This is a genomic window from Streptomyces sp. LZ34 (genome assembly GCF_053890475.1).
The window spans coordinates 2,078,576-2,102,370 of sequence record NZ_CM132680.1 but is presented as its reverse complement, the minus strand read 5'-3'; the positions used below and the strand labels follow the sequence as shown (position 1 = coordinate 2,102,370).

Sequence of the window (23,795 nt, the reverse complement as noted above, 5' to 3'; positions counted from 1 at the left end):
GGAGCTATGGCTGAGCGATCAGACGGAGACCGTCGTGGGGGCGGGCTCGCCATGCTGACCAAGGAACTGCCCACCGAGCGGCTGAAGAAGGACACGCAGGACGTGCTCGTGGCGCTGGGCGAGCGCGCCCTGAGCACGGTCGGCCACCTCGGGGACGGCGGTGGCCTCGGACTCAAGATGCCGATGAAGCCGCTGCTCAAGATGGGCGCGAAGCACGTCATGGAGAAGGTGAAGGACAAGGCCAAGGAGGTCATCCCGGGCCTCGGCGGGGGAGGTGGCGGGGGCAAGGGCAAGAAGCTCAAGGTCATCAACATCGTCGAGCAGATCGACGTGGGTGTCCCCGTCTCGATCGCCTACAACCAGTGGACGCAGTTCGAGGACTTCCCCAGCTTCATGAAGAAGGTGGAGGACGTCGAGCAGACAAGCGACGAGGAGGTCGACTGGAAGGCCCAGATCTTCCTCTCGCACCGCAAGTGGCACGCCGAGATCATCGACCAGGTGCCCGACCAGCGCATCGTATGGCGGTCCCGGGGTCAGAAGGGTCACGCGGACGGCGCGGTCACCTTCCACGAGCTGGCCCCCCACCTCACCCGGATCCTGCTCGTCCTCCAGTACCACCCGCAGGGCTTGTTCGAGCACACCGGCAACATCTGGCGGGCCCAGGGCCGCCGCGCGCGCCTGGAGCTGAAGCACTACCGCCGCCATGTCATGTCCGAGGTGATCCTGCACCCCGACGAGGTCGAGGGCTGGCGCGGCGAGATCCATGACGGCGAGGTCGTCCCCGCGGAGGACGAGGAGCGCGAGGACGAGGAGCCCAGGGACGAGTACGACGAAGAGGACGAGGACGCGTACGACGACGAGGAGCGCGGCACCCGGGGCGGCGAGGACGCATACGACGAAGAGGCGGAAGCGGAAGGCGAGTACGAGCAGGAGAACGAAGAGGAGGAGGACGAGGAGGAGGAGCCCCGGCGGCGCTCGCGCCGCTGACGGACCCCCGCCCCGGAACGGGTGAGCGTGGTGACCGTAGCAAGCCAGCAGGGCCATTATCTGGACCGGCCCTCTTCCAGCGGTCTCGCCGACGTGGTCGGCGTGATCCTGGACAAGGGACTGGTCATCGACGTCTACGTCCGGGTGTCGCTGGTCGGCATCGAGCTGCTGACGGTGGACGCCCGCATCGTCGTCGCCAGCGTCGACACGTATCTGAAGTTCGCCGAGGCGACGAGCCGGCTCGACATCGCCCGCAGCGGGACCGAGACCCGAGGTCTGCCGGGTCTGATGGACGAGATGCGCGAGGGTGGCGCACGCCAGAAGACCAAGGGCGCGCTGGAGGGCGTCAAGGAGAAGGTCAGCGACCTCCTCCAGCCCGCGGACGACGAGGAAGACGAAGAGGAGAGAGAGGGAGCGCGCCGGCGCGATGCCGAGGACCGGCCCCGGCGCAGGAAGAGCCAGCCGAGTGACAGGGAGCGCGAGCGGTGATGGCCGAGAACGGACATGCCTGCTACGTGTACGGGGTGGTCCCCGACGAGAAGGGCGCCCAGGGTGACCAGGCCGACCAGGCGGTCAGGGACCTGCCCGCGGTCGGCACCATCGGTGACCAGGGGTCCCCGATCACCTTCATCAGGCACGGCGGGCTGGCCGCGGTGGTGGGTGAGGTGCCCACGAGCAAGCCGCTCGGCACCCCCGACGACCTCAGCGCCCACGCCCGGGTGCTGGACACGCTGGCCGCCTCGGGCCTGCCCGTGCTGCCCTTCCGGTTCGGCACGGTGGTGCGGAATCCGCAGGCGGTGACCGACGAACTGCTGACCGATGGCCACGACGACTTCGGCTGGGCCCTCGACCGGCTCCGCGGCAGCGCGCAGTTCACGCTCAGGGCCCGCTACGTCCAGGACGAGGTGCTGGGCGAGGTGCTGGAGGAACACGTCGAGGCCAGGCGGCTGCGCGATGAGCTGGAAGGGCTCCCCGAGGGCGCCGGATACGACCAGCGCATCCAGCTGGGACAGCTGGTCGTGGAGGCCATCGCCGCCAAACGGGAGACGGACGCCCGGGAGATCGAGCACCGGCTGGCACCGTTCGCCCTCGCGGTGGCGACCTCCGAGCCGGCGTCCGCCGAAGGGGTGGTGACGGCCGCCTTCCTGATCGAGGACCACAAACGCAAGGCGTTCGAGCAGGCCGCGGAGGAGCTGGCCCAGGAGTGGCACGGCCGGGTCCGGCTGCGTCTGCTCGGGCCGCAGGCCCCGTACGACTTCGTGGCGGACGCGCTGCGCCGGGGTGAGGAAGGCGGCTAGCCATGGGTCTGTTCACCGGTCTGCTGACCCTCCCGCTGGCGCCGGTGCGCGGGGTGGCGTGGGTCGCCGAGCAACTGCGTCAGGAGGCACTGCGGGAGCTGTACGACCCCACGGTGATCCACGAGCGCCTGGAGGAGGTCGCGGAGGCCCGCGAGGCGGGCGAGCTGTCCGACGAGGAGGCGGCGGAGCTGGAGAGCGAACTGGTCGGCCGGCTGATGCGGGGCAGCCAGTCGGCCGGGGGCCTGGAGGTATGAGCCGTGTCCCGTGCGGAGCGGGACGACCGCGACGGCCGCCGTGACGACCGCCGTGACGACCGCCGTGACGACCGCCGTGACGACGAGCGGGACCGCCGCGAGGACCGCGAGCGACGCCCCCGGCGGCGGCACATGGACGCCCGCGGGGCCGCGGTGAGCGCCGTGCGCCAGGTGTGGGAGCTGACCGGGGAGGAGCCCGAGGGCGTGGTCTCACTGGAGCGCGGGGAGGAGGGCTGGACCGTCGGGGTCGAGGTGGTGGAGGTCCACCGGGTGCCGGACACCGCGGATGTCCTCGCCCTCTACCGCGTCACGGTGGACGACGGCGGCGGCCTCGTCTCCTGCCACCGCGGGCAGCGCTACTCCCGTGGCCAGTTGGGGGAGGGCGGATGAGCGAGAACTTCGGCCAGTCCGGCGGGTACGTGCCGAGCCGGCGCGAGGGCACCTCCCGCGAGCCGGCCCGCCACGAGCCCGCCAACCTGGCCGACATCCTCGAGCGCGTGCTCGACAAGGGGATCGTCATCGCCGGCGACATCCGGATCAACCTGCTGGACATCGAACTGCTCACGATCAAGATCCGGCTGCTGGTCGCCTCCGTCGACCGGGCCCGTGAGATGGGCATCGACTGGTGGGAGCACGACCCCACGCTCTCCTCCGGAGCCCGGGACGTCCTGGAGGAGAACGAACGGCTGCGGCGGCGGATCGGCGAGCTGGAGACCGGCCACGGCGCGCGCCAGGAGGAACGGAGAGAACGGGAGGAAGGAGAGGAGTGACCGGGACCGAGGCCACGTGGCTGTACGCGGTGACATCCGCGGATGTGGCCGACGCCGGTGTGCCCTCGGGCCTCACCGGCGTGGCGGGCGAGCCGGTGCGCGTGGTCGAGGGCGGGGGACTCGCGGCCGTGGTCGGTTCCGTACCGCTGAGCGACTTCGCCGAGCGGGCGCTGCGCGAGCACCTGGAGGACCTGCGCTGGCTGGAGGGGGCGGCCCGCGCCCACCACCAGGTCATCGACGCGGCCGCCGGCCGGCGGCATGTCGTCCCACTGCGCTTCGCGACGCTCTACCACGACGACGACCGGGTCCGCGCCATGCTGGAGGAGCGGCGGGCGGACTTCGCGGCCGCGCTGCGGCGGGTGGCCGGGCGGACCGAGTGGGGCGTGAAGGCCTACGTCGATCCGAGGGCCTTCCTCCCGGACCCCGCCGAGGCCGCGGACGGCGCCCTTGTGCGGCCCGGAGCCGCCTACCTCGCCCGCCGCCGCGCCCAGCGGCAGGAGCAGGAGACGGCCCATCTGCGCGCCACCGAGCGGGCGGAGGAGGTCCACGCGACCCTGGCCCGACTGGCGGTCGCGACCGCCGAACACCCGCCGCAGGACGCGGCGCTCGCCGCGTACGAGGGGTGGATGGTCCTCAACAACTCCTATCTGGTGCCGGATGACCGCACCGATGAGTTCACCGCGGCCGTCACCGCGCTCGGGGAGCGCTTCCCCGAGGTCGGCCTGGAGCTCAGCGGCCCGTGGCCGCCGTACTCGTTCACGGCCCTGCCGCGACCGGAAGCGGAGGAGCCGTGACGGATGCGATCGAACGGCGTGAAGTGGCCCTGGTGGACCTGCTCGACCGGGTGCTGGCGGGAGGGGTCGTGATCAGCGGGGAGATCACCCTGTGCATCGCCGACATCGATCTCGTACGCATCTCCCTTCGGGCCCTGATCGCTTCCGTACGAGTGGAAGCCGAAGATGACCACCAACCGCGTCCCTGACGACCGCCGTCCCGGCGACCCGCGGCGCATCACCGTGGACCCCGAATCGGTGCGGCACAGCCTGGCCGGCCTGGTGCTGACCATCGTGGAGCTGCTGCGCCAGCTGATGGAGCGTCAAGCGCTGCGCCGGGTCGACCAGGGCGGCCTGAGCGACGAGCAGATCGAGGAACTGGGCCTGACCCTGATGGCCCTGGAGGAGAACATGGCCGAGCTGCGCGAGCACTTCGGCCTGACGCAGGAGGACCTGAACCTCGACCTCGGCCCGCTGGGCCCGCTGCTTCCCCGCGACTAAGGGGGCCTGGCGCGCGACGATAACTCGCCACCAAGGAGCGGGACTTGGCCCGGTCGCCGCCGGGGTGATTACCATGCTCCGCATGGCAGGGGGAGCCGAGGTCGAGGCCGGGCGGGTCGCCGAGGTCATCGTCACGCTGCGGGACGACCGGGGGCGCCGGGGATCGGGCTATCTGATCGCGACGGGCACGGTGCTGACCGCCGCGCACGTCGTCGACGACGCGCTCACGGTGGCTGTGCGGTTCGACGCCGACCGGCCCGCGGAGCGTACGTTCGAGGCGTCGGTGGCGTGGCGGCACGACGGGATCCATGTCGCCGTCCTCACCTTCGCCGGGGCCGCCTTGGAGGAGGGTCCCACCCCGCTGGGCCGGGTCGGCGAGCACGACGCCGAGGTGCGGTGCAGCGCCGCGGGGTTTCCGCTGCACAAGCTCCGTGACGGCGATGCCCGATACCGCGACGTGGCGCATGTGTTCGCCACCTGCCCGGCGTTCTCCAACCGCCGTGAAGGCACGCTCGAGCTGAAGGTCGACGTCCCGCCGGCGAGTGTCGGCCCCGGGCGGTCCCCCTGGGAGGGCATGTCCGGCGCGGCGGTGTTCAGCGGTGGCCGGCTCGTCGGCGTGGTCGCGGAACACCACACCTTCGAGGGGCCGGGGCGGCTGGCCGCGAGTCATGTGGGCCGTTGGGCCGAGGTGCTGGAGAAGGAGCTGAAGGGGGACGAGCTCGACCGGCTGGAGTCGCTGCTCGGCCACCGCCTGCGCCTCGCCCATCTGCCGGACGTGGTGCCGCACTCCGGCCCGCCGCGATCCGCGCCGGACGAGGACGCGCGGCGGCCCGCGCGGGGCATCCGCACCCATGCGCAGGAGCTCGCGCGCGGCGCGAACAAGAAGAAGTACCTGACGGAGGACCGGCTCCCCTTCGTCCGCCCGCAGCAGGGGCGGCATCCGGCCGACCCGGTCAATCTGTGGGCCCGGCTCACGGCGCCGTCGCCGGAGCCCGCGCGCGGGGTCATCCTGATCGGCCCGGCCGGTGCCGGCAAGACCCGTACCTGCTTCGAGGTGGCGGCCGAGGCCGACCGGACGGACGGCTGGCGGGTGCTGCACATAGCGGCGGACGCCCGGGTCACGGCCGCGGACCTGGTCGCCGCGGTGAGCATGCCGCCCCGACAGAACGTGCTGCTGGTCTTCGACTACCTGGACACCTACGCGGAGCTGAACCTGACCCACCTCGTCGACGAGTTGGAGGAGCGCGAGTCGCCGGGCACCCGGGTGGCGTGCCTCGCCTCCGTACGTCCTGGCAGGCGGAGCATCGTCGAGCGGCAGGACCGGCGCCGTCTCTTCGAGTGGCAGGACGTGTGCCAGGACGACGACTACCAAAGGGCGGTCACCGACCGGATCCTGGCCAGGGTCGCCCCGAGTGCGGTGGCCGAATTCGGCCAGGTGGCGGTCGCCGCACTGTGCGGTGGGCGCCGCCCGGCCGTCGCCCTGATGCGGGCCCAGGCGATCGAGTCGGGCGCGCGCGACGGCGCGACGCTGCGGGAACTGTCCACGGTGGGCAGCGACGACCTGTCGTTCTGGGCGCGGCAGCGTACGGACGAGGACTTCCCCGGCCTGCGCGGCGGCCTGCGCGATGCCGACGGGCCCGGCCGGGCGAGCCCGGGACAGCCCAGGACCGCGCTGCTCGCCGCGGCCGTCGCGGCGGCGTCGTGCGCGCAGGACCGGACGGCGGTCCAGGAGGCCGTCAAGTACTTCCTCGACCACCACGAGGGCCCGAAACCGGCGACCGGAGCCGAGGGCGTGGTCGGCGGCCTGGTCCGTCTGGGGTGGCTGCTGTCCTCCGACGGCGAACTCGACGTCGTACACGACACCGTGGCCGACGAGTTCCTGCACAAGGCGTGCTTTCCGGACGGGCCGTGGTTCCAGGGCGACACGGCCAGGGAACTGTTCTCCGCCGCCCTCGTCAGCACGCGCACCCTGCGGCTGGCGGCGGGCCATGTGCGCCGATGGGCCGCCGACCTGGGCACGGAGGCGCAGACCGACGTCCGGATGGTCTGCGAGGACTGGCTCGACTCCCAGGCCCTCGCCCTCGGCGAGCGGCTGAGCGGCCCGGCGGAGCGGGAGACGGGCGGTACGGCCCTGCTGACCCTGCTCGCCGGGGCGCCCTGGCAGTCCGGCACCGTGGCCGTGTGGGACCGGCTCGTGGAGCCCTGGCTGCGCGCGGCCGGGCAGGAGTCCCCGCCCCTGGTGCGGAACCTGTTCGCCAACGCCCTCAGGAACACGTCCGACGCCGTCCCCGAGCGCCTCGCCACCGCTGCCCTGGACTGGCTGAGGCACCACCGCGACCAGTCCGAGGCCCGCGGCGTCGTCGAAGCGCTGGCCCGGGCGACCGGCCTGCCGGACGAGCAGCGGGCCGCCGCCGTCCACGAGGCGGTGGAGTGGCTCGCGATCCACGGCGTCGGCCCGCGCAACCGGCCGGTCTTCGTGGCCCTGCTCGACCGGGACGACCTGACGGCCGATGTCATGGGGCGCGTCCTGGACCTCGGACTGACCGGAATCCACCGATACCTTCCCGTGGCGGCGACGGTCCACCTGCTGCGGACGGTTCTCTACCGCACCGACCTGCCCCGCGCCCGGCTCGACCGCGCCGTCCGACTCGGCCATCTGTGGCTCACCTCCCACAAGGGCGATCCCGACGCCTCGTTCCTCCTGCGGCCCCTGCTCACCCGTCCGGAAGCCGACGCGTCGTGGCACGCCGGCACGATCGGACACGCACTGGCCTGGCTGAAGGTCCAGGACACCTCCTGGGAGGCCAGCTTCGTCGTCGGCCATGTGCTCTCCCACCCCCATCTCGCGGCCGAGGACGTCGAGCGCGCGGTGGGCCACGCGGCGCGCTGGCTGGTGGCCCACGGCACCAGCGCCGACGCGTCGTTCGTGCTCCGACCGCTGCTCTCCCGGGACGACCCGGAGCGGATCTGGACGGCCGAGGCGACGGCCGCCGCCGTGATGTGGCTGGAGCACCACGGCACGCGGGAAGACGCCGCCTATGTGCTGCGGCCGCTGCTCGATCACCCGGCCCTGCCTCCGGCGCTGACCCGCCCCGTCGTCGAGCGGACCCTCGCCTGGCTCGCGGCCCACCACAGGGCCGAATCCGCCCGCTCGGTGCTGCCCGGGTTGCTCGCGCTGCCGGGCCCGCACGGTCCGGAGGCCTGTGCCGCGGCGCTCGGCTGGCTCCAGATCCACCACACCACCCTGGAAGCCTGCTACGTCCTCGACCCGGTGCTCGACCACCCCGCGCTCGACGGGGGGCAGGGGGCCGGGTGCGCCGCCACCGAGTACGCGCTCGCCTGGCTGCACGACCACGGCACCTGTGACGCCGCGTCGTTCGTGTTCCGCCGCCTGCTCGCGCGCGACGATCTGTCCGAGGAGGTCACGGCCGCCGCCGTCGGCTCCGCCCTGACCTGGCTGGAGCCCCGCCACACCGATGTGGAGGCGCGGTTCGTGCTCGGCGCCGTCCTCAGACATCTGGGCCGCGACGGACATCCGGGCCACGGCCGGGCCATCACCTTCGCCCTCGCCTGGCTGCGGGCCCACGGCATGGCCGACCACGCGGTGTACGTCCTCGGACGGCTGCTCGGCCACCTCCACGCACACCCGGCCCCGGACACCGGCCCCGGGCCCGAGTGGGCGGACCGTGCCGTCCGCCATGCCTTCCGCTGGCTGGAGCTCCACCACACGAGCAGACAGGCCGGGTTGGTGGTGTGGCCGCTGCTGGGACAGCCGGGGCTCGACCCGGAGCAGCGCGGCCGCGCCGCGGAACTCGCCCTGCGGCGGCTCGCCGACCACCCCGCCGAGCTCGGCTCGCAGCGGGTCCGGCAGCTGTGCCGGCTGGGCGAGGTGCCCCCCGACCTCGGCGCCCGCATCGCCGACCAGGCGCTCGCGCTGATGGATTCGCGGCGGGGCGTCCGGGAACTGCTGCCGTCCGTCCTGCGGCGCCGGGACATCCGCCCCGACCAGGTGGCGCGGCTCGCCGACCGCGCGCTGGAGCACCTGGCCGACAGCCCGGCCTGGAGCAAATGGGGGCAGCCGCTGCGCGTCCTGCTGTCCCGGGCCGATCTGGACGACGAGCGGCGGGAGCGGGCCGCCGACCGGGCGCTGGAGTGGCTGAGGGCCAACCCGACCACCACGTTCGCCGGCCTGATCCTGGAGCAGCTGCTGACGAACGGCCATCGCGACGCGGCCCGCGGTGACGTCGTCGTCCCGATGGCGCTCGACTGGCTCGGCGTCCACGCCACGCACACCTTCGCGGGGAACTTCCTGGCGGCGCTTCTGAGCCGGCCCGATCTGACGCCCGGACAGTACGACGACTGCGCCGGGCACGCCCTGCGGTGGCTCGGCACGGCCGAGCGCACCGACAGCCGGGTCCCGCCCCTCATGGAGGCGTTGCTCCGCCGACCGGACCCGACCGACGGCGCCTGAGGCCCGGCCCCCGTTTTGGTTTGTCTCTCATATCTGGGATACATTCCCGATTGTGAGATCGATGGGATCGGCTGAAGAGGGGGCGTCGCCCGGCCCCGAGCCCTTGGAGGCCCGGCTCGCGGGCCGGCTCGCCGAGCTGCGGGTGGAGCGCGGCTGGTCCCTGGACGAGCTGGCGCGGCGTACGGGCATCAGCCGCTCCACGCTGTCCCGGCTGGAGCGGGCGGAGATCAGCCCGACCGCGGCGCTGCTGGGCAGGCTGTGCGCGGTGTATGAGCGGACCATGTCCCGGCTGCTGGCCGAGGTGGAGGACGAGCCGCCACGGCTGGTCCGGGCCGACCGGCAGACGGTGTGGCGGGACGAGAAGTCGGGCTTCACCCGGCGGTCGGTGTCCCCGCCCCACCCCGGGCTGCGCGGTGAGCTCGTCGAGGGAATCCTGCGGCCGGGCGCGGACATCTCGTACGACACCCCGCCCGTGCCGGGCCTGGAACAGCACATCTGGGTGCTGGACGGGGTGCTCGAAGTCACCGTGAGGGGCGCGGCGCACGAGCTGCGGGCGGGGGACTGCCTGCGCTTCCGGCTGTGGGACCGGTCGCGGTTCCGCTGCCCGGGGCCGGACCCCGTGCGCTACGCCCTGGTGGTCGTCCCGCCGTGAGCGTCCGCCCCCGGCCGCCGCGGCGGCGCCGATGTCGTACGCCCCTGACCGGCACCGAGCGAAGGAAGCCCGCAGTGCACACCATCACCCGCCTGTCCGCCGACGCGTTCCACGACAGCGTCAAAAGCCTGGCCGACCTCCTGGTTGACGCCGTGCGCGGCGGCTTCTCCCTCGGCTTTCTCGCCTCCTTCGACCAGAGCGCGGCGGTGGACTGGTGGCTCGCCCGGCAGCCCGCCGTGGCCGACGGCAGCCTCGCCGTGTGGGCCGCCCATGGCCCCGACGGCATCGCCGGCACCGTCAGTCTCGCCCTGGAGCCAAAGCCCAACGGCCGCCACCGCGCCGAGGTTCTCAAGCTCATCGTGCACCGCGAGGCCCGCGGCCAGGGCCTGGGCCGCACGCTCCTCGCCACCGCGGAACAGGCCGCCGCCGGGGCCGGGGCCACCCTCCTGATGCTGGACACCGAGACCGGCAGCGTCGCGGACCACCTCTACGGCGCCGCCGGCTGGACCCGCTACGGCATCGTCCCCGGGTACGCGGCCGATCCGGCCGGCGCTCTCCAGGACTGCAGCTTCTACTACAAACAGCTGGCCTGACGCGCCTGTTCCGCCCACTGAACGCTTATTGATCATGCATGTGTCATCTTCCGGACGGCCCCAGTTCAGGGGCCGCCCCAGGTCTGCCTGAAAACGTCTCGTCCGGTCACAATGACCCATCGCCCGACGGACGAGAGGGACCGCCATGCCTGGACAGGCCACCGAGACACAGCCATCCGACAGACGCCCATCCGACAGACGCCGATTCCTCGCCGCCGGCGCCGCGGCCGTCGGCGCGGCAGCCGTGGGCCAGTTGGCCCTCGCGGGCACCGCCCGCGCCGCGGACCCCGCGCTTCCCAGCGGCGTCTTCACCCTCGGCGTGGCCTCGGGTGACCCGCTGCCCGACGGGGTGGTGCTGTGGACCCGCCTCGCCCCCGACCCGCTGAACGGCGGCGGCATGCCCGACCGGGCCGTCGACGTCGCCTGGCAGGTGGCCGAGGACCCGCGCTTCCGACGCATCGTCAGGCAGGGGACCGCGCAGGCCCAGCCCGCCCTCGGCCACAGCGTCCACGTGGACGTACGCGGCCTGCGGCCGCACCGCGAGTACTGGTACCGCTTCCGCGCCGCGGACCAGATATCCCCGGCCGGCCGCACCCGCACCGCCCCCTCGCCGCACGCCACCACCCCGCTGCGCCTGGCCCTGGCCTCCTGCCAGAACTGGCAGCACGGCTACTTCACGCCGTACGCCGACATGGCCGAACAGGACCCGGACGCCGTGCTGTTCATCGGCGACTACATCTACGAGAGCACCCCCGCCGCCACCGCCGTACGCCGCCACGAGGGCAGCGGCGAGCCGTTCTCGCTCGTCCAGTACCGCAACCGCTACGCCCAGTACCACACCGACCCCGACCTCGCCCGGATGCACGCCCAGGCGCCCTGGATCGTCACCTTCGACGACCACGAGGTGGACAACGACTGGGCGGGCGAGATCCCCCAGGACCCGGACAAGCAGCCGCACGACGCGTTCGTCGCCCGGCTGACCGCCGCTTACCAGGCGTACTACGAGCACATGCCGGTGCGGGCCACCGCCGTGCCGAACGGCCCGCACATCAGGATGTACCGCAGCCTCGACTTCGGCCGCCTGGCCCGGCTACAGGTGCTGGACACCCGGCAGTACCGCAGCGACCAGGTCACCACGCAGGAGGCCGCGCAGAGCCCGCTGCTGACGATGCTCGGCGCCGAGCAGAAGCAGTGGCTGCTGGACGGGTTGCGCCGCTCGCCCGCCCGCTGGAATCTGATCGGGTCACAGATCATGATGGCCGAGACCGACCGGCTCGCGGGCCCGGGCAAGCTCTGGTTCTACGACGCCTGGGACGGCTACCAGGCGGAACGCAACGCCCTGATGGCCGAGTTCGCCCATGTCCGCAACCCGGTGGTGCTCTCCGGGGACCGCCACCTGACGATGATCAGCGACCTCAAGCGGGACTACGCCGACCCCGCCTCGCCGGTGGTGGGCGCCGAGTTCGTGGGCACGTCCATCTCCTCGAACGGGGACCAGGACCAGGCCGCCTTCCACGCCGAGTTCGACCCCTTGGTCCCCGACAACCCGCACTGGAAGCTCCTCGACGCCCACCGGGGATACCACCTCTTCGACATCGACCGCGGCGGGATCGACGCCCAGGTGCGGATCGTGGACACCGTCACCCAGCCCCAGTCGGCCGCGCGGGCCCTGGCCCGGCTGCGGGTGGAGAACGGACGGCCCGGAGTCGAACTGGCCTGACCCCCGGCCACCGCCACCGCCACTAGGGTCCTACGGCCTTACGGTAGGTCAGCCGTTGCGTACCGGCTGCGGGCCGGCCGCCGCCCCGGCGGCGGTGGCGGCGGGCCGGCCCGCGCCCTTCCCCGGTATCAGCGCGGCGATCAGCAGCGCCACCACCGCACCGCCGGCGCCCATGGCGAAGGCGGTGCGGAAGCCGTCCTCGGAGGGCACCGCGAGCGGGCCGAGGCGGGTGGTCATATGGGCGAGGACGACGCCGACCACCGCGCTGGAGGTCGAGGTGCCGATGGCCCGCATCAAGGTGTTGAGGCCGTTGGCCGCGCCCGTCTCGGACACCGGCACCGCCGACATGATCAGCGCCGGCATGGAGGCGTACGCGAAGCCGATCCCGGCGCCGATGACACACGAGACGAGGACGATCTGCCAGACCTCGGCCATGAGGGCGATGGCCAGCAGGTATCCGACGGCGATCACCGCCGAGCCGATCAGCAGCGAGAACTTCGGGCCCCATGTGGCGGTGATCCGCGCGGAGACCGGCGACACGGCCATCATCACCAGCCCGGAGGGGCCCAGGCACAGGCCCGCCGTCATCATCGACTGGCCCAGGCCGTAGCCGGTGACCTCCGGCAGCTGGAGCAGCTGCGGCAGCGCCAGCGACATGCCGTACATCGCGAAGCCGATCACGATCGAGGCGAGATTGGTCAGCAGCACCTGACGCCGCGCCGTGGTGCGCAGATCCACCAGCGGCTGGCCCACCCGCAGTTCCCACCGCCCCCACAGCAGCAGGATCACCACCGACGCGCTGAACAGCCCGTCGGTGAGCGGGCTGGTCCAGCCCCAGTCGGCGCCCTTGGAGACGGCCAGCAGCAGACACAGCAGACCGGCCGACAGCCCGGCGGCCCCCACCAGGTCGAACCTGCCGCCGCCGCGGACCGGGGACTCCGGGACCACCGCCAGCACCAGCGCGATCACCACCACGCCCGCGGCCGCCGACACCCAGAACAGCACATGCCAGTCGGCGTGTTCGGCCAGGGCCGCGGCGCCGGGCAGCCCCAGCGCGCCGCCGACCCCCAGCGACGAACTCATCAGCGCCATGGCCGAGCCGAGCCGCTCGGCCGGGAGCTCGTCCCGCATGATGCTGATGCCCAGCGGGATGACGCCCGACGAGAAGCCCTGCAGCGTACGGCCGACGACCATGGGCGCCAGCGAGTCGCTGAGCGCGCACACCACCGACCCGGCCACCAGCATGCCCAGGCTGATCAGCAGCATCCGCCGCTTGCCGTACATGTCGCCGAGCCGCCCCAGCACGGGGGTGGCCACGGCGCCGGCCAGCAGCGTGGCGGTGATGGCCCACGAGGCGTCCGAGGCCGAGGTGTGCAGCAGCGCCGGGAGGTCCGGGATGAGCGGGACCACGAGCGTCTGCATCAGGGCGACCACGATCCCGCCGAAGGCGAGCACCGCGACCACCGGTCCGGTGCGCGGTGCGTGGGTGTCCGTCGTCGTCTCGGCCGTATCGGGCGCTTGGGCCACGGGTGTCCTCCGGAGTGCCGACGCCACGGAACGCACCATGCCGCCGCTGTTGTATGACGCCCCCTCAGGGGGCGGCGGCAAGTGTCGCACATTTTTGTGTAACGCGTACGTCAAATCTGGGCGGGGTCGGTGACCTCCCCCAAGTAGGCGTACTCGTCCCGGAGTTCGCGCTTGAGGATCTTGCCGCTCGGGTTCTTCGGCAGCGACTCGGCGAAGACCACGTACTTGGGCACCTTGAAGCCCGCCAGCCGCTCGCGGCAGTGCGCGATCAGCTCCTCGGCCGCCGGCCGACCACCGGGCCCCGCCACCACCACCGCCGTCACCGCCTCGATCCAGTACGGGTGCGGCACGCCGAACACCGCGGCCTCCGTGACCGCCGGATGGGCGTGGATGACCTCCTCCACCTCGCGCCCCGAGACGTTCTCCCCACCGCTGTTGACCATGTCCTTCTTGCGGTCGACGATCGTCAGATACCCCTCCTCGTCGAAGACGCCGAGGTCGCCGCTGTGGAACCAGCCGTCCCGGAACGCCCCGGCCGTCCGCTCCGGGTCCCGCCAGTAGCCCGGCGTGACATGCGGACCGCGGTGCACGATCTCGCCGACCGTCCCCGGCGCCACCGGGCGGTCCCGCTCATCGACGAGCCGAGTCTCCACATTCAGGCCCGGACGCCCCGCCGAACCCGCCTTGCGCTCCTGGTCGGCCGGGCCCAGCACGGTCGCGATCGGCGACATCTCGGTCTGCCCGTAGAAGTTGTACAGCGCCAGGCCAGGCAGCCGCCGGCGCAGCTCGGCCAGCACGGGCACCGGCATGGCCGCGGCGCCGTAGTAGCCCTTGCGCAGCGAGGACAGGTCATGGCGGTCGAACTCCGGATGGCGCAGCAGGGAGATCCACACGGTCGGCGGCGCGAACAGCTTGGTCGCCCGCTCGGCCGCCACCGCCGCGAGCAGCGCCGCCGGATCGGGGCCGGGAAGGACGACCGAGGTGGCGCCGAGGTAGACGTCGGGGGTGAGGAAGGCGTGCAACTGGGCACAGTGGTACAGCGGCAGCGCGTGGATCTCCACATCGTCGCCGGACATGCCGCCGTCGACGATCGCCGTCTGGTACTGGGAGATGAGACCGCGGCTGGTCATGATGGCGCCCTTGGGCCGCGACTCGGTACCCGAGGTGTACATCAGCTGTACGGGCTCGTCGTCGGCCACCACCGGGTCGGGCACCGGATGGCTGCCCTCCGCGCCCAGCGCCGCCAGGTCCTCCCACCCGGCGCGCTCCTCCGGCCCGCCGCCGATCGCGGCCCGCAGCGCGATCCGCGGCGGCGCGGCCTCGGCCAGGGCGGCGTCCGCGGCGCCGGTGAGCTCGGCGCCCGCGATGACGCCGACGGCGCCCGAGTGGCGCAGCACATAGGCGACCTCCGGCGGCGTCAGCATGAAGTTGACCGGCACGGACACCGCGCCCAGCCGCGCGAGCGCGAAGTAGGCCACCACGAAACCGTGCGAGTTGCGGGCGTACAGCACCACCCGGTCGCCCTGGGCGACCCCGCGGGCCGCGAGCGCCCCCGCGGTCCGGCTCACCAGCGCGTCCAGCTCCGCGTACGACTGGCGGAGGGCGCCGAACACGACCGCCGTCCTGGCGGGCACCCGCGCCGCGGTCCGCGACAGCAGGTCGGCGATGCCATGGCGGCGGGCGCGTGCGACGTCCGCGGGCAGGGAAGGTGCGGTCACCGGAGATCTCCCGAGGTGAAGGGGCGGGACGGAACGCTCGCCACGCTGACACGGTGCACCGGGCCGGGCAAGGCCCCGGCCGGGGGGTCTCCCCGCGGTAGCTGGGGGAGAACCGAGCCACCCAAAAGGGTGTGCGTAGCCTTGGCCTTCGGTGCCCGCGTCGGCGGGCGGGGGACGGACGGAAGAGGGGATCCACCGGATGGCGCAGCAGGCGGACGGGACGGCCCGCAGGGGAAGGGGGCGTCCGCCGCGCCTGTCGCGCGATCAGATCGTCCGCGCCGCCGCGGAACTGGCGGCGCGTGAGCCCGGTGTCGTACTGACCGTCAAACGGGTCGCCGAGGCCGTGGACTCCGCCCCCATGGCCCTCTACCGCTACTTCCCCGACCGGGACGATCTGCTCCAGGCCGTCGCCGACCGAATCATCGCGGACGCGGAGCACACCGATCCCCCCGGCGACACCTGGCAGGACCAGCTGCGCGCCTGGATGCACACCAGCCGCGACCGCCTGCTGCCCTACCGGCAGTTGCTTTCCTACATGGCCGCGACCCAACAGCCCGCGTGGGTGCCCGCGCTGGTCACCCTCACCCGCGTGCTGCGCCCGCTGCGGCTGGGCGAGGAGGAGCTCGCCCTGGCCGTCACCCTCGTCTGCTCCACCGTCATCGGCCACGCCGTGTACGAGACCCACCGGCGCCCCGCCGAGCAGAAGATGGCCGCGCTGCGGGAGGCCCTGGCTTTGCGACCCCAGGAGGAGCAGGAGGCCGTGGCCCCGCTGCTGCCCCGGCTGCCGGACGCCCAGCGCCGCCTGTACGACACGGTCGTCGACCGCACCGTCGCCACGGTGGAGGCCCTGGCGGCGGGCTGAAGCGCGGGGCTCATCGCATCGCGGGACTCACTTCTCGGGCGGGGTCCAGTCGGCGATCAGGTCGAGCAGCCCGGGAAACCGCGCCTCCAGGTCGTCGATGCGCACATGGCTGCGGCGCTCCAGGCCGTACTGGCGCTGCCGGATCAGACCCGCGTCGCGCAGGGCGCGGAAGTGGTGGGTGAGCGACGACTTCGGGCGATCGATGCCGAACCAGCCGCAGGGGTGGTCGAACGCCTCGGAGTCCAGGAGCAGGGTGCGGACCACACCCATGCGCAGCGGGTCGCTCAGCGCCGCCATCACCGCCTCGAGGCGCAGCTCGTCGCGGGCGGGCTCGGGTAGGGGTTCCGGCAGGTCGACGGGGGCGGGGTAGGGGCCGGCGAACCGGTCGGCCGTGGCGGTCTGCGGCATCCACGTCACCTCGGGGAAGACAACACAACCATCAGTACGAGTTGAATCGTACCGGAGTTTATGTTCGACTCTTGCCGTACTAGTGGTTCGACTTTTCTCGTACAGCTTGTTGTGCGGCTTGGAGGGGAGACTTCATGGGGAGCGCAGGGAGCGTCCGGCACACCGAAACACCGGTGAGGGCGACGACGGCGACGGCAACCGCGGCCGAGCCCCCGCCGCGCCGTGAGGTCTGGCTCGCGGCGTGGCCGGTGACCGCCGTGTTCATCCTGTCCAACACGGCCACCCCGCTGTACGTCCTGTGGCAGAAGGAGCTCGGGTTCTCCTCCGGGACCCTGACCGTCGTCTTCGCCTGCTACATCGTGGGCCTGATCGCGGCCCTGCTGGTGGCCGGGGTGGTGTCGGACCGGGTCGGCCGCAAGCCGGTCCTGCTGCCGGCCCTCGCGATTGGCATCGTGGCCAGTGTGCTGTTCGCGACGGCCGGCTCGATCGTGGCCCTGGCGATCGCCCGGCTGCTGAGCGGCGTGGCGGTCGGCTCCATCGTCTCGGCGGGCATGGCGGCCGTGAGCGACGTGGCGGGACCGGACCGCAAGCGGCTCGCCGCGCTGCTGGCCTCCACGGCCATGGTCCTGGGGGCGGGGCTCGGCCCGCTGCTGGCCGGCATCCTCTCGGAGACCCTGCCCGGCCCCACGGTCACCGTGTTCCTGGTGGAGATCGTGCTGCTGTCCCTGGCGGTACTCGTCGTGCTGCGCATGCCGCTGCGCCGTCCCGTCGGTCCGCGGCGGGGCGCCTGGGTCCGTGTGCCGTCCGTGCCACGCGCCAACCGTGTCCACCTCCTGCTGGGCATCGTGGTGTTCGCCCCCGGCATCACCTCCACCTCCTTCGTCCTCTCGCTCGGCCCCTCGCTCCTGGCGGACCTGCTCGGCACCACCAGCCGCGTCGTGGCCGGGGCCACCGCCTTCGTGATGTTCACGGCCGCGACCGCCGTCCAGTTCGCCGTGCGGCGGCTGAGGGTGGGCGCCATCCTGGCGGCCGGGGCCGCGTCCACCGTCGTGGCCATGGTCTCGCTGGCGCTGGCCGTCCAGCTGTCCTCCGCCCCGCTGCTGGCCGTCGCGGCGGTGCTGGCCGGCGCGGGGCAGGGGATGGGGCAGCTGGGCGGACTGACGCTGATCGGCGCCCATGTGCCGGCCGCCCGGCTGGCCGAGGCCAACGCGGCGCTGAACGTGGGCGGCTACATCCCCGCCGGACTGCTGCCGGTCGCGGTCGGATACCTCGGCGACGCGGTTGGCCTGTCGCGGGCCACCACCGTCTTCAGCGCCGCCGTCGCGGCCGCGGCGCTCGCCGGAGGGGGCGTGGTGCTCGCCCAGCGCCGTACCGCCGCGTCGTGACCCGTCAGCCGAGCAGCATCTGGGCGATGGACACGGTGCCGATCGTCACAATGAGGGTCCGCAGGACCGCGGGGCGCAGCCGGCGGCCCGCCTTGGCGCCGATCTGGCCGCCGAGCGCCGAGCCGACCGCGATGAGCGCCACGGCCGTCCAGTCGAAGTCCGCGACGAAGAGGAAGAAGACCGCGGCGACCGTGTTGACGACGGCGGCGAGGACGTTCTTGACAGCGTTGAGGCGCTGCATGGGCTCGTCCAGCAGCATGCCCATCAAGGACATGTAGATGATGCCTTGCGCGGCGGCGAAGTAGCCGCCGTAGACGCTGGCCAGCATCAGGCCCGCGAACAGCAGTGGGCCACCGTCGCGGTGGGCGGCCCGCCCGGCCCGCTCGCGGCGGCGGCGCACCCGCTTGCCGATCACGGGCTGGAGCGCGACCAGCACGAGAGCGAGGCCGACGAGGACGGGCACGACCGTCTCGAACGCCGTCGAGGGAAGGGCCAGCAGGAGCGTGGCGCCGGCGAAGCTGCCCAGCACGGCGCCGACGCCGAGCTTCAGCACGCGCCGGCGCTGGCCGCTGAGTTCGCTCCGATAGCCGATGGCTCCGCTGATGGAGCCGGGGATCAGGCCGAGCGCGTTGGACACCGTGGCGGTGACGGGTGGCAGGCCGGTCGCGAGCAGAACCGGGAAGGTGATCAGGGTCCCCGAACCGACGACGGCGTTGATGGCGCCCGCACCGATGCCCGACACGCAGACGGCGACCATCTCGCCCGGCGTCATATGGTGTCCTCTCGCAAGATTCTCATGGCACCGACGCTAAGGGACCGATGTTTCGGTGTTCACCGAACCCTGCGCCGGTATCTCCGGCAGGCCGTCGAGCAGGGTGCCCAGTGCGGCCATGACCAGCGCACACACCTCGTCCGGGTCGGCGTCGGCCAGCGGCTCCTTGCCGACGACCACCCGCATCATGCCGATCCCGAGCATCCAGGACAACGCCAGGTCCGCCCGCAGAGCACGGTTGTCGGCGCTGCTCAGGGACGCGAGCACCCGTGCGTAGTCGTCGCTGACCGCACGTACCGCCGTACCGATCTCGTCACCGCTGCCGACGGAGCGCAGCAGGGTCGCCAGCGCGCGGTTCCCCGGCTCCCTTCCGCGGTGGGCGAGCAGCCCGCGCAGGGCGGCCTCGAGCAGTTCGCCGGGCGGGGTGCTGCGCATCTGCTCCTCCCCGTCGTGCGCCACCACCTCGCCGAACAACGCTCTTTTCGAGCCGTAATAACGGAAGAGCAGCGCCTGGTTCACTCCGGCGCGATCCGCGATCTCACGGACCGTCGTCCGCTCATAACCCCGCTCGGCGAACAGCGCGGACGCGGCCTCCCGCAGCCGCCGCCGCGTGCCCTGCGCATCCCGCCGCCGCCCCTCTGACGTGGTCGTACCCATCGCGACACTCCTCTCGTCCGCTTCCCCGCGATCCCCGCGGTCCTACGGGGGGATCGCCGGATCAACGGCGCAATCGGGCCGTTGACCGTACCAAGGAGCGACTCCTACGTTTGTAAGCACGTGCTTACGCAAGGGAGGTCACGGTGACCACAGCGGAGACGGCAGTGCAGTCGACAGAGATTGCCTATCCCTTCAACTCCTCCGAAGGTCTGGGGCTCAGCGAGGCGTACGAGGAGGCCAGGAACCACCCGGGGTTAGTGCGGGTGCGCATGGCGTACGGCGAGCCCGCCTGGCTCGTCACGCGCTACGCCGAAGCCCGGCTGGTGCTCGGGGACCGGCGTTTCAGCCGCGCCGAGGCGCTCCACCACGACGAGCCCCGGCAGGGCGAGGGTCGGCGCGACAGCGGCATCCTGACCATGGACCCGCCCGAGCACACCCGGCTGCGCACCCTCGTCGCCAAGGCGTTCACCGTCCACCAGGTGGAGAAACTCCGGCCGTCGGTGCGGCAGTTGACCCACGGACTCCTCGACGGGCTGGAGGCCGCCGGGCCGCCCGTGGACCTGGTCGACCGCTACGCCCTGCCCATCCCGGTCGGGGTCATCTGCCGGCTGCTCGGGGTGCCGGAGGAGGACCGGCCCAAGTTCCGGGCCTGGAGCGACGCCGCGCTGTCCACCAGCTCCTTGAGCGCCGAGGAGTACGACCGCAACCGCGACGAACTGCGCGCCTACATGGCCGGGCTGATCGAGGCCCACCGCGCCGCGCCCCAGGACGACCTCATGACCTCGCTGATCGAGGCCCGGGACGCCGGCGACCGGCTCTCCGAGCTCGAACTCGTCGACCTGTGCGTCGGCATTCTGGTGGCCGGGCACGAGACCACGGCCAGCCAGATCCCCAACTTCCTGCTGACCCTCCTGGACCACCCCGACGAACTCCGCCGCCTGCGCGAGGAACCCGCCCTGCTGAACGGCGCGGTCGAGGAGCTGCTGCGCTTCGTACCACTGGGCAAGGGCGCCTCCCAGCCCCGCTACGCCACCGAGGACATCGAGGTGGGCGGCACACTGGTGCGCGCCGGAGAGCCCGTCCTCGTCGCCGTCGGCTCCGCCAACCGCGACGCGCTGCGCTTCGACGAGCCGGGCAAACTGAACGTGGCCCGCCCCGCCACCCAGCATCTGGGCTTCGGCCACGGTGTGCACCACTGCCTCGGGGCGCCCCTGGCCCGTCTGGAGCTCCAGGAGGCGCTCGGCGCGCTGATCACCCGCTTCCCCGGGCTGCGCCTGGCCGGGGATGTGGTGTGGAAGGACCAGATGCTGGTCCGCGGACCGCGCGTCATGCCGATCGGGTGGTGAGCGAGATGACCTGGAAGGCCGAGATCGACGGGGACCGGTGCATCGCGTCCGGCATGTGTGCCGGCATCGCTCCCGATCTGTTCGCCCTCGACGCGGAACATGCCCATCCACTGGCCGACGAGGTCCCGGAGGAGGAGCGGGTGCTGGATGCGGCGGACTCCTGTCCCGCGGCGGCGATCACCGTCCGGGACGGCGCCGCGACGGTCGGGCCACGCCCCTGACCCCGCCTGGGGGCCCGTACGCCGGCCGTCACAGGGCCGACGGATCCCCTTGGCCGACCAGACTGTCCCCCAGCGCCTGGGCGCCATCGAGCGCCGCCGTACCGTTCAGGGCCTGCTCGGCCCAGATGACCTTGCCCTGAGGGGTGTAGCGGGTGCCCCAGCGCTGGGCGAACTGGGAGACCAGGAACAGGCCGCGGCCGCCCTCATCGGTGGCCCTGGCCCGCCGCAGATGGGGCGAGGTGCTGCTGCCGTCGGAGACCTCGAAGGTCAGGTCGCGGCCGCGGAGCAGCCGTAGGCGTACGGGAGGAGCGCCGTACCGCAGGGCATTGGTGATCAGTTCGCTGATGATCAGTTCGGCGGTGTAGTCGGCCTCCTCCAGACCCCACGCCCGTATCCTCTGGGCGCACGCGGCGCGGAGCGGGGCCACCGCCGCCGGGTCGAGCGGCACATCCCACTCGGCCACGTGCTCCGGGGCGAGCACGCGGGTGCGGGCCACCAGCAGGGCGACGTCATCGCTCGGGTGGGCGGCGAGCGCGGTGTCGACCAGGCTCTGGCAGGTCTCCTCGGGGTCGAGGCCCGGGCGGTCGGCGAGAGCGCGGCGCAGCAGGTCAAGGCCGGTGTCGGGGGCGCCGTCATGGCTTTCGAGGAGCCCGTTGGTGTACAGCACCAGGCGAGTCCCCGCGGCCAGCGGGAGCTCGGCCACCTCGAAGGGCTCCCCTCCCAGGCCCAGGGGCGGGGAGACCGGCACCTCGGGGGTGTCCACGGTGCCGTCCGGGCCCACCAGCACGGGCCCCGGGTGGCCGGCCCGGGCCACGGTGCAACGGCCACGCACCGAGTCGTAGATCGCGTACAGGCAGGTGGCTCCGGTGATCCGCGTGCCGTCCGGGTCGGCCTCCTGCTCCAGGTCGAGCCGGGTGACCAGCTCGTCCAGGAGGGAGAGGAGCTCGTCGGGGGGCAGGTCCAGGGCCGAGAAGTTCTGGACCGCGATGCGCAGCCGGCCCATCGTGGCCGCGGCGTGCAGGCCCTGCCCGGCCACCTTCCCGACGACCAGGGCGACCCGGTGACCGGGCAGCGGGATGACATCGAACCAGCTCCCGCTCGTCCCGCCCTGCGCGGGCAGGTAGCGCGAGGCCACCTCAGCGGCGTCCTGATCGGGCAGACTGCCGGGCAGCAGGTTGCGCTGGAGGGTGGTGACCATGGCGTGTTCGCGGGCGTATCGGCGAGCGTTGTCGACACAGATGGCGGTGCGCGCGGTCAGCTCCCCGGCGATCGCCAGATCCTCTTCCTCGAACGGTTCGCTCCGCCGCGTCCGCCAGAAGTTGGCCAGTCCCAGGGTGACGCCGCGATAGCGCAGCGGAACCGTGATCAGCGACTCGACCCCGTGGTCGGGGAGGGGGCCGCCATGGGCACCGAGCTCGGTGGTGTCGCTCACCTCGGCCTGAAGGATGGCACGGCCGGTCCGCAGGGCCTCGCTCTGCGGTGCGGCGGGCAGATAGACGGCCCGCTCACCCGGGCGGAAGAGGGGGTGTCCGGTGGTATCGCCGCCCACCGCCGTCCGGTGCAGCACCTCGTACGGGGGCTCGGGTTCCTCGCCCTGGAGCACGGGGTCCAGCAGCTCGACGGTGACGATGTCGGCGAACCGGGGGGCGGCCACTTCCACCAGCTTCTCGGTGGTCTCGGTCAGTTCCAGCGTCGAGCCGATCCGCACCCCGGCGTCGTACAACAGCTCCAGCCGCTCGCGGGCCGCCGCGGCCCGGCCGGACAGCGCCTGAAGCTCGGTGGTGTCCCTGAGCGTCGCCACGCTCCCGGCGGGGCCGCCCGAACGGTCCGTGGACCGGACATTGACCGCCAGTAGCCGGTTGCCGCTGGGGTGCACCTCATCCGTGACGGGTCGCCCCGAAGCCAGCAGTTCCGTCAGGTGCGGCTCAAGGCCGAGCTCGCCGATATGCCGTCCCTCGGCGTCCGGAGCGAGGCCGAGCAGCTCCCGGGCCTCGCTGTTGACCAGCAGCAGCCGCCCGTCCGCGGCCAGCACCAGCACCCCTTCACGGACCGAGTGCAACACCGCGTCGTGGTGTTCGTACATCCGCGTCATCTCCGCGGCGCCCAGGCCGTGGGTCTGCCGCCGCACCCGCCTGCTGATCAGCGCCGTCCCGCAGGTGGCCAGGGTCAGCGCCCCGGCGGCGCTGCCCAGCAGCAGCGGTAGCCGCCGGTCCACCACGCCGTTCACGCTCTCGACCTTGACGCCGACCGACACCCCGCCGAGGACGCTGCCGTCGGACCTGGTGACGGGGACCGCCGAGATCACGGAGAGGCCCTGGCTCGCGCGAAATGTCTGCGTGATCGTCTTTCCGGCCAGCTCTTCCCGCACCAGCTTGGCGGGCCCGATGATCCGCTTGCCGACCAACGCCGCGTCGGGGTGGGTGAGACGGATCCCGCGGCGGTCGAACACCACGACGCTGTCGACGTCGGAGCCCTGCCTCGCCGCTTCGGCGGCGGACCGGAGCAGCGCGGCCGGGTGGTCGCTGGTCATGGCCTGGGCCACCCCGGGAGCGTGCGCGAACGTCCCGGCGACCGCGAGAGAGCGGCGGCGGGCGTCCTCCATGCCCTGGCTCTGCGCCTGTAGCGCGAGGGTCACGACCGCCCCGGCGACCAGGACCAGGATCAGCAGAAGCTGGAGGACGAACACCTGGGCGGCGACGCTCCGGGCACGTGAGAGGGGCCCCAGCCGTCTCCGGGGGGGTGTGTGGAGCGCTTCGGACCCGGACCGGGGCCGACGCCGCCGCCAGGACATACGAGCATGTGTGCTCATGTCCGCATTTATAACACTCCATTCATCGCGATCGACAGGGCTCGGGTGGCACCGTTTGAAAGATCAAAATG

23 protein-coding genes are annotated in these 23,795 nt (G+C 72.7%); 17 read left to right on the top strand and 6 right to left on the bottom strand.

From position 1 onward, the window contains the following. The first annotated feature begins 6 nt into the window (after positions 1–6). The 13 genes from ACWY4P_RS07445 (at position 7) to ACWY4P_RS07385 (ending at position 12,019) form a co-directional block, all read left to right on the top strand. Positions 7–987, top strand: a complete 981-nt coding sequence (locus ACWY4P_RS07445; protein WP_456209342.1) for an SRPBCC family protein — start codon at positions 7–9, stop codon at positions 985–987. A gap of 30 nt (positions 988–1,017) precedes the next feature. Continuing rightward, positions 1,018–1,476 (top strand): gas vesicle protein GvpJ, encoded by a 459-nt coding sequence (gene gvpJ / locus ACWY4P_RS07440; RefSeq protein WP_456209341.1) that lies wholly within the window; start codon positions 1,018–1,020, stop codon positions 1,474–1,476. Beyond that, positions 1,476–2,285: a GvpL/GvpF family gas vesicle protein gene (locus tag ACWY4P_RS07435; RefSeq protein WP_456209340.1), complete on the top strand. Its 810-nt coding sequence runs from the start codon at positions 1,476–1,478 to the stop codon at positions 2,283–2,285. Before gvpJ ends, ACWY4P_RS07435 begins: the two co-directional genes overlap by 1 nt. Positions 2,286–2,287: 2 nt before the next feature. Beyond that, on the top strand, positions 2,288–2,539 hold the full coding sequence (locus ACWY4P_RS07430) for a gas vesicle protein GvpG (protein WP_456209339.1): 252 nt from the start codon (positions 2,288–2,290) through the stop codon (positions 2,537–2,539). Positions 2,540–2,542: 3 nt separating this feature from the next. After that, positions 2,543–2,929 carry a gas vesicle protein GvpO gene (locus tag ACWY4P_RS07425; RefSeq protein WP_456209338.1) on the top strand — a complete coding sequence of 129 codons (387 nt, stop codon included), beginning with the start codon at positions 2,543–2,545 and terminating at the stop codon, positions 2,927–2,929. Further along, positions 2,926–3,309, top strand: coding sequence for a gas vesicle protein (locus tag ACWY4P_RS07420; RefSeq protein WP_456209337.1), 384 nt, complete (start codon positions 2,926–2,928; stop codon positions 3,307–3,309). Before ACWY4P_RS07425 ends, ACWY4P_RS07420 begins: the two co-directional genes overlap by 4 nt. Then, a complete protein-coding gene (locus ACWY4P_RS07415) occupies positions 3,306–4,103 on the top strand; it encodes a GvpL/GvpF family gas vesicle protein (protein ID WP_456209336.1) in 798 nt (265 codons plus the stop codon). Before ACWY4P_RS07420 ends, ACWY4P_RS07415 begins: the two co-directional genes overlap by 4 nt. After that, on the top strand, positions 4,100–4,291 hold the full coding sequence (locus ACWY4P_RS07410; protein ID WP_456209335.1) for a gas vesicle protein: 192 nt from the start codon (positions 4,100–4,102) through the stop codon (positions 4,289–4,291). The genes ACWY4P_RS07415 and ACWY4P_RS07410 overlap by 4 nt, the downstream gene beginning before the upstream one ends. Then, positions 4,269–4,583: a gas vesicle protein K gene (locus ACWY4P_RS07405; RefSeq protein WP_456209334.1), complete on the top strand. Its 315-nt coding sequence runs from the start codon at positions 4,269–4,271 to the stop codon at positions 4,581–4,583. Before ACWY4P_RS07410 ends, ACWY4P_RS07405 begins: the two co-directional genes overlap by 23 nt. 82 nt (positions 4,584–4,665) lie before the next feature. Then, positions 4,666–9,054 carry a trypsin-like peptidase domain-containing protein gene (locus ACWY4P_RS07400; RefSeq protein ID WP_456209333.1) on the top strand — a complete coding sequence of 1,463 codons (4,389 nt, stop codon included), beginning with the start codon at positions 4,666–4,668 and terminating at the stop codon, positions 9,052–9,054. Between the two features lie 61 nt (positions 9,055–9,115). Then, entirely contained in the window at positions 9,116–9,706 is a 591-nt protein-coding gene (locus ACWY4P_RS07395; RefSeq protein ID WP_456209332.1) for a helix-turn-helix domain-containing protein, read from the top strand. 74 nt (positions 9,707–9,780) lie between these two features. Continuing rightward, entirely contained in the window at positions 9,781–10,299 is a 519-nt protein-coding gene (locus ACWY4P_RS07390; RefSeq protein WP_456209331.1) for a GNAT family N-acetyltransferase, read from the top strand. Between the two features lie 145 nt (positions 10,300–10,444). Then, a complete protein-coding gene (locus ACWY4P_RS07385; RefSeq protein WP_456209330.1) occupies positions 10,445–12,019 on the top strand; it encodes an alkaline phosphatase D family protein in 1,575 nt (524 codons plus the stop codon). Positions 12,020–12,067: 48 nt separating this feature from the next. On the opposite strand, the gene ACWY4P_RS07380 is transcribed toward ACWY4P_RS07385, so the two are convergent. After that, the gene (locus tag ACWY4P_RS07380; protein WP_456212843.1) at positions 12,068–13,441 is read right to left on the bottom strand and encodes an MFS transporter; all 1,374 of its coding nucleotides are present in this window, start codon (positions 13,439–13,441) and stop codon (positions 12,068–12,070) included. Positions 13,442–13,656: 215 nt separating this feature from the next. Beyond that, positions 13,657–15,264, bottom strand: coding sequence for a fatty acyl-CoA synthetase (locus ACWY4P_RS07375; protein WP_456209329.1), 1,608 nt, complete (start codon positions 15,262–15,264; stop codon positions 13,657–13,659). A 199-nt stretch (positions 15,265–15,463) separates the two neighbouring features. Between ACWY4P_RS07375 and ACWY4P_RS07370 the strand changes: the two genes are divergently transcribed. Then, positions 15,464–16,126 carry a TetR/AcrR family transcriptional regulator gene (locus ACWY4P_RS07370; RefSeq protein ID WP_456209328.1) on the top strand — a complete coding sequence of 221 codons (663 nt, stop codon included), beginning with the start codon at positions 15,464–15,466 and terminating at the stop codon, positions 16,124–16,126. Positions 16,127–16,153: 27 nt separating this feature from the next. On the opposite strand, the gene ACWY4P_RS07365 is transcribed toward ACWY4P_RS07370, so the two are convergent. Then, positions 16,154–16,534: an ArsR/SmtB family transcription factor gene (locus ACWY4P_RS07365; protein WP_456209327.1), complete on the bottom strand. Its 381-nt coding sequence runs from the start codon at positions 16,532–16,534 to the stop codon at positions 16,154–16,156. Positions 16,535–16,668: 134 nt separating this feature from the next. Here ACWY4P_RS07365 and ACWY4P_RS07360 point away from each other — a divergent pair, with 134 nt between their 5' ends. Continuing rightward, positions 16,669–17,919: an MFS transporter gene (locus tag ACWY4P_RS07360; protein WP_456209326.1), complete on the top strand. Its 1,251-nt coding sequence runs from the start codon at positions 16,669–16,671 to the stop codon at positions 17,917–17,919. A gap of 4 nt (positions 17,920–17,923) precedes the next feature. Here ACWY4P_RS07360 and ACWY4P_RS07355 read toward each other — a convergent pair whose 3' ends face one another. After that, positions 17,924–18,691: a sulfite exporter TauE/SafE family protein gene (locus ACWY4P_RS07355; protein ID WP_456209325.1), complete on the bottom strand. Its 768-nt coding sequence runs from the start codon at positions 18,689–18,691 to the stop codon at positions 17,924–17,926. 36 nt (positions 18,692–18,727) lie between these two features. Then, positions 18,728–19,348 (bottom strand): TetR/AcrR family transcriptional regulator, encoded by a 621-nt coding sequence (locus ACWY4P_RS07350; protein WP_456209324.1) that lies wholly within the window; start codon positions 19,346–19,348, stop codon positions 18,728–18,730. Positions 19,349–19,491: 143 nt separating this feature from the next. Between ACWY4P_RS07350 and ACWY4P_RS07345 the strand changes: the two genes are divergently transcribed. Next, a complete protein-coding gene (locus tag ACWY4P_RS07345) occupies positions 19,492–20,694 on the top strand; it encodes a cytochrome P450 (protein ID WP_456209323.1) in 1,203 nt (400 codons plus the stop codon). Between the two features lie 5 nt (positions 20,695–20,699). Beyond that, the gene (locus ACWY4P_RS07340) at positions 20,700–20,915 is read left to right on the top strand and encodes a ferredoxin (protein WP_456212842.1); all 216 of its coding nucleotides are present in this window, start codon (positions 20,700–20,702) and stop codon (positions 20,913–20,915) included. Between the two features lie 28 nt (positions 20,916–20,943). Here the strand turns inward: ACWY4P_RS07340 and ACWY4P_RS07335 are convergent, their stop codons facing one another. Beyond that, positions 20,944–23,724, bottom strand: a complete 2,781-nt coding sequence (locus ACWY4P_RS07335) for a SpoIIE family protein phosphatase (protein WP_456209322.1) — start codon at positions 23,722–23,724, stop codon at positions 20,944–20,946. Positions 23,725–23,795: the final 71 nt, after the last annotated feature.

Excerpts from the sequence above, each read along its gene's own strand:
- ACWY4P_RS07400 (WP_456209333.1), top strand. The coding sequence starts at position 4,666 with ATGGCAGGGGGAGCCGAGGTCGAGGCCGGGCGGGTCGCCGAGGTCATC.
- ACWY4P_RS07335 (WP_456209322.1), bottom strand. The coding sequence starts at position 23,724 with ATGAGCACACATGCTCGTATGTCCTGGCGGCGGCGTCGGCCCCGGTCC.
- ACWY4P_RS07370 (WP_456209328.1), top strand. The coding sequence starts at position 15,464 with ATGGCGCAGCAGGCGGACGGGACGGCCCGCAGGGGAAGGGGGCGTCCG.
- ACWY4P_RS07350 (WP_456209324.1), bottom strand. The coding sequence starts at position 19,348 with ATGGGTACGACCACGTCAGAGGGGCGGCGGCGGGATGCGCAGGGCACG.
- ACWY4P_RS07405 (WP_456209334.1), top strand. The coding sequence starts at position 4,269 with ATGACCACCAACCGCGTCCCTGACGACCGCCGTCCCGGCGACCCGCGG.
- ACWY4P_RS07435 (WP_456209340.1), top strand. The coding sequence starts at position 1,476 with ATGGCCGAGAACGGACATGCCTGCTACGTGTACGGGGTGGTCCCCGAC.
- ACWY4P_RS07445 (WP_456209342.1), top strand. The coding sequence starts at position 7 with ATGGCTGAGCGATCAGACGGAGACCGTCGTGGGGGCGGGCTCGCCATG.
- ACWY4P_RS07395 (WP_456209332.1), top strand. The coding sequence starts at position 9,116 with ATGGGATCGGCTGAAGAGGGGGCGTCGCCCGGCCCCGAGCCCTTGGAG.
- ACWY4P_RS07340 (WP_456212842.1), top strand. The coding sequence starts at position 20,700 with ATGACCTGGAAGGCCGAGATCGACGGGGACCGGTGCATCGCGTCCGGC.
- ACWY4P_RS07420 (WP_456209337.1), top strand. The coding sequence starts at position 2,926 with ATGAGCGAGAACTTCGGCCAGTCCGGCGGGTACGTGCCGAGCCGGCGC.
- ACWY4P_RS07380 (WP_456212843.1), bottom strand. The coding sequence starts at position 13,441 with ATGCAGACGCTCGTGGTCCCGCTCATCCCGGACCTCCCGGCGCTGCTG.
- ACWY4P_RS07365 (WP_456209327.1), bottom strand. The coding sequence starts at position 16,534 with ATGCCGCAGACCGCCACGGCCGACCGGTTCGCCGGCCCCTACCCCGCC.
- ACWY4P_RS07360 (WP_456209326.1), top strand. The coding sequence starts at position 16,669 with ATGGGGAGCGCAGGGAGCGTCCGGCACACCGAAACACCGGTGAGGGCG.
- ACWY4P_RS07385 (WP_456209330.1), top strand. The coding sequence starts at position 10,445 with ATGCCTGGACAGGCCACCGAGACACAGCCATCCGACAGACGCCCATCC.
- ACWY4P_RS07430 (WP_456209339.1), top strand. The coding sequence starts at position 2,288 with ATGGGTCTGTTCACCGGTCTGCTGACCCTCCCGCTGGCGCCGGTGCGC.
- ACWY4P_RS07355 (WP_456209325.1), bottom strand. The coding sequence starts at position 18,691 with ATGACGCCGGGCGAGATGGTCGCCGTCTGCGTGTCGGGCATCGGTGCG.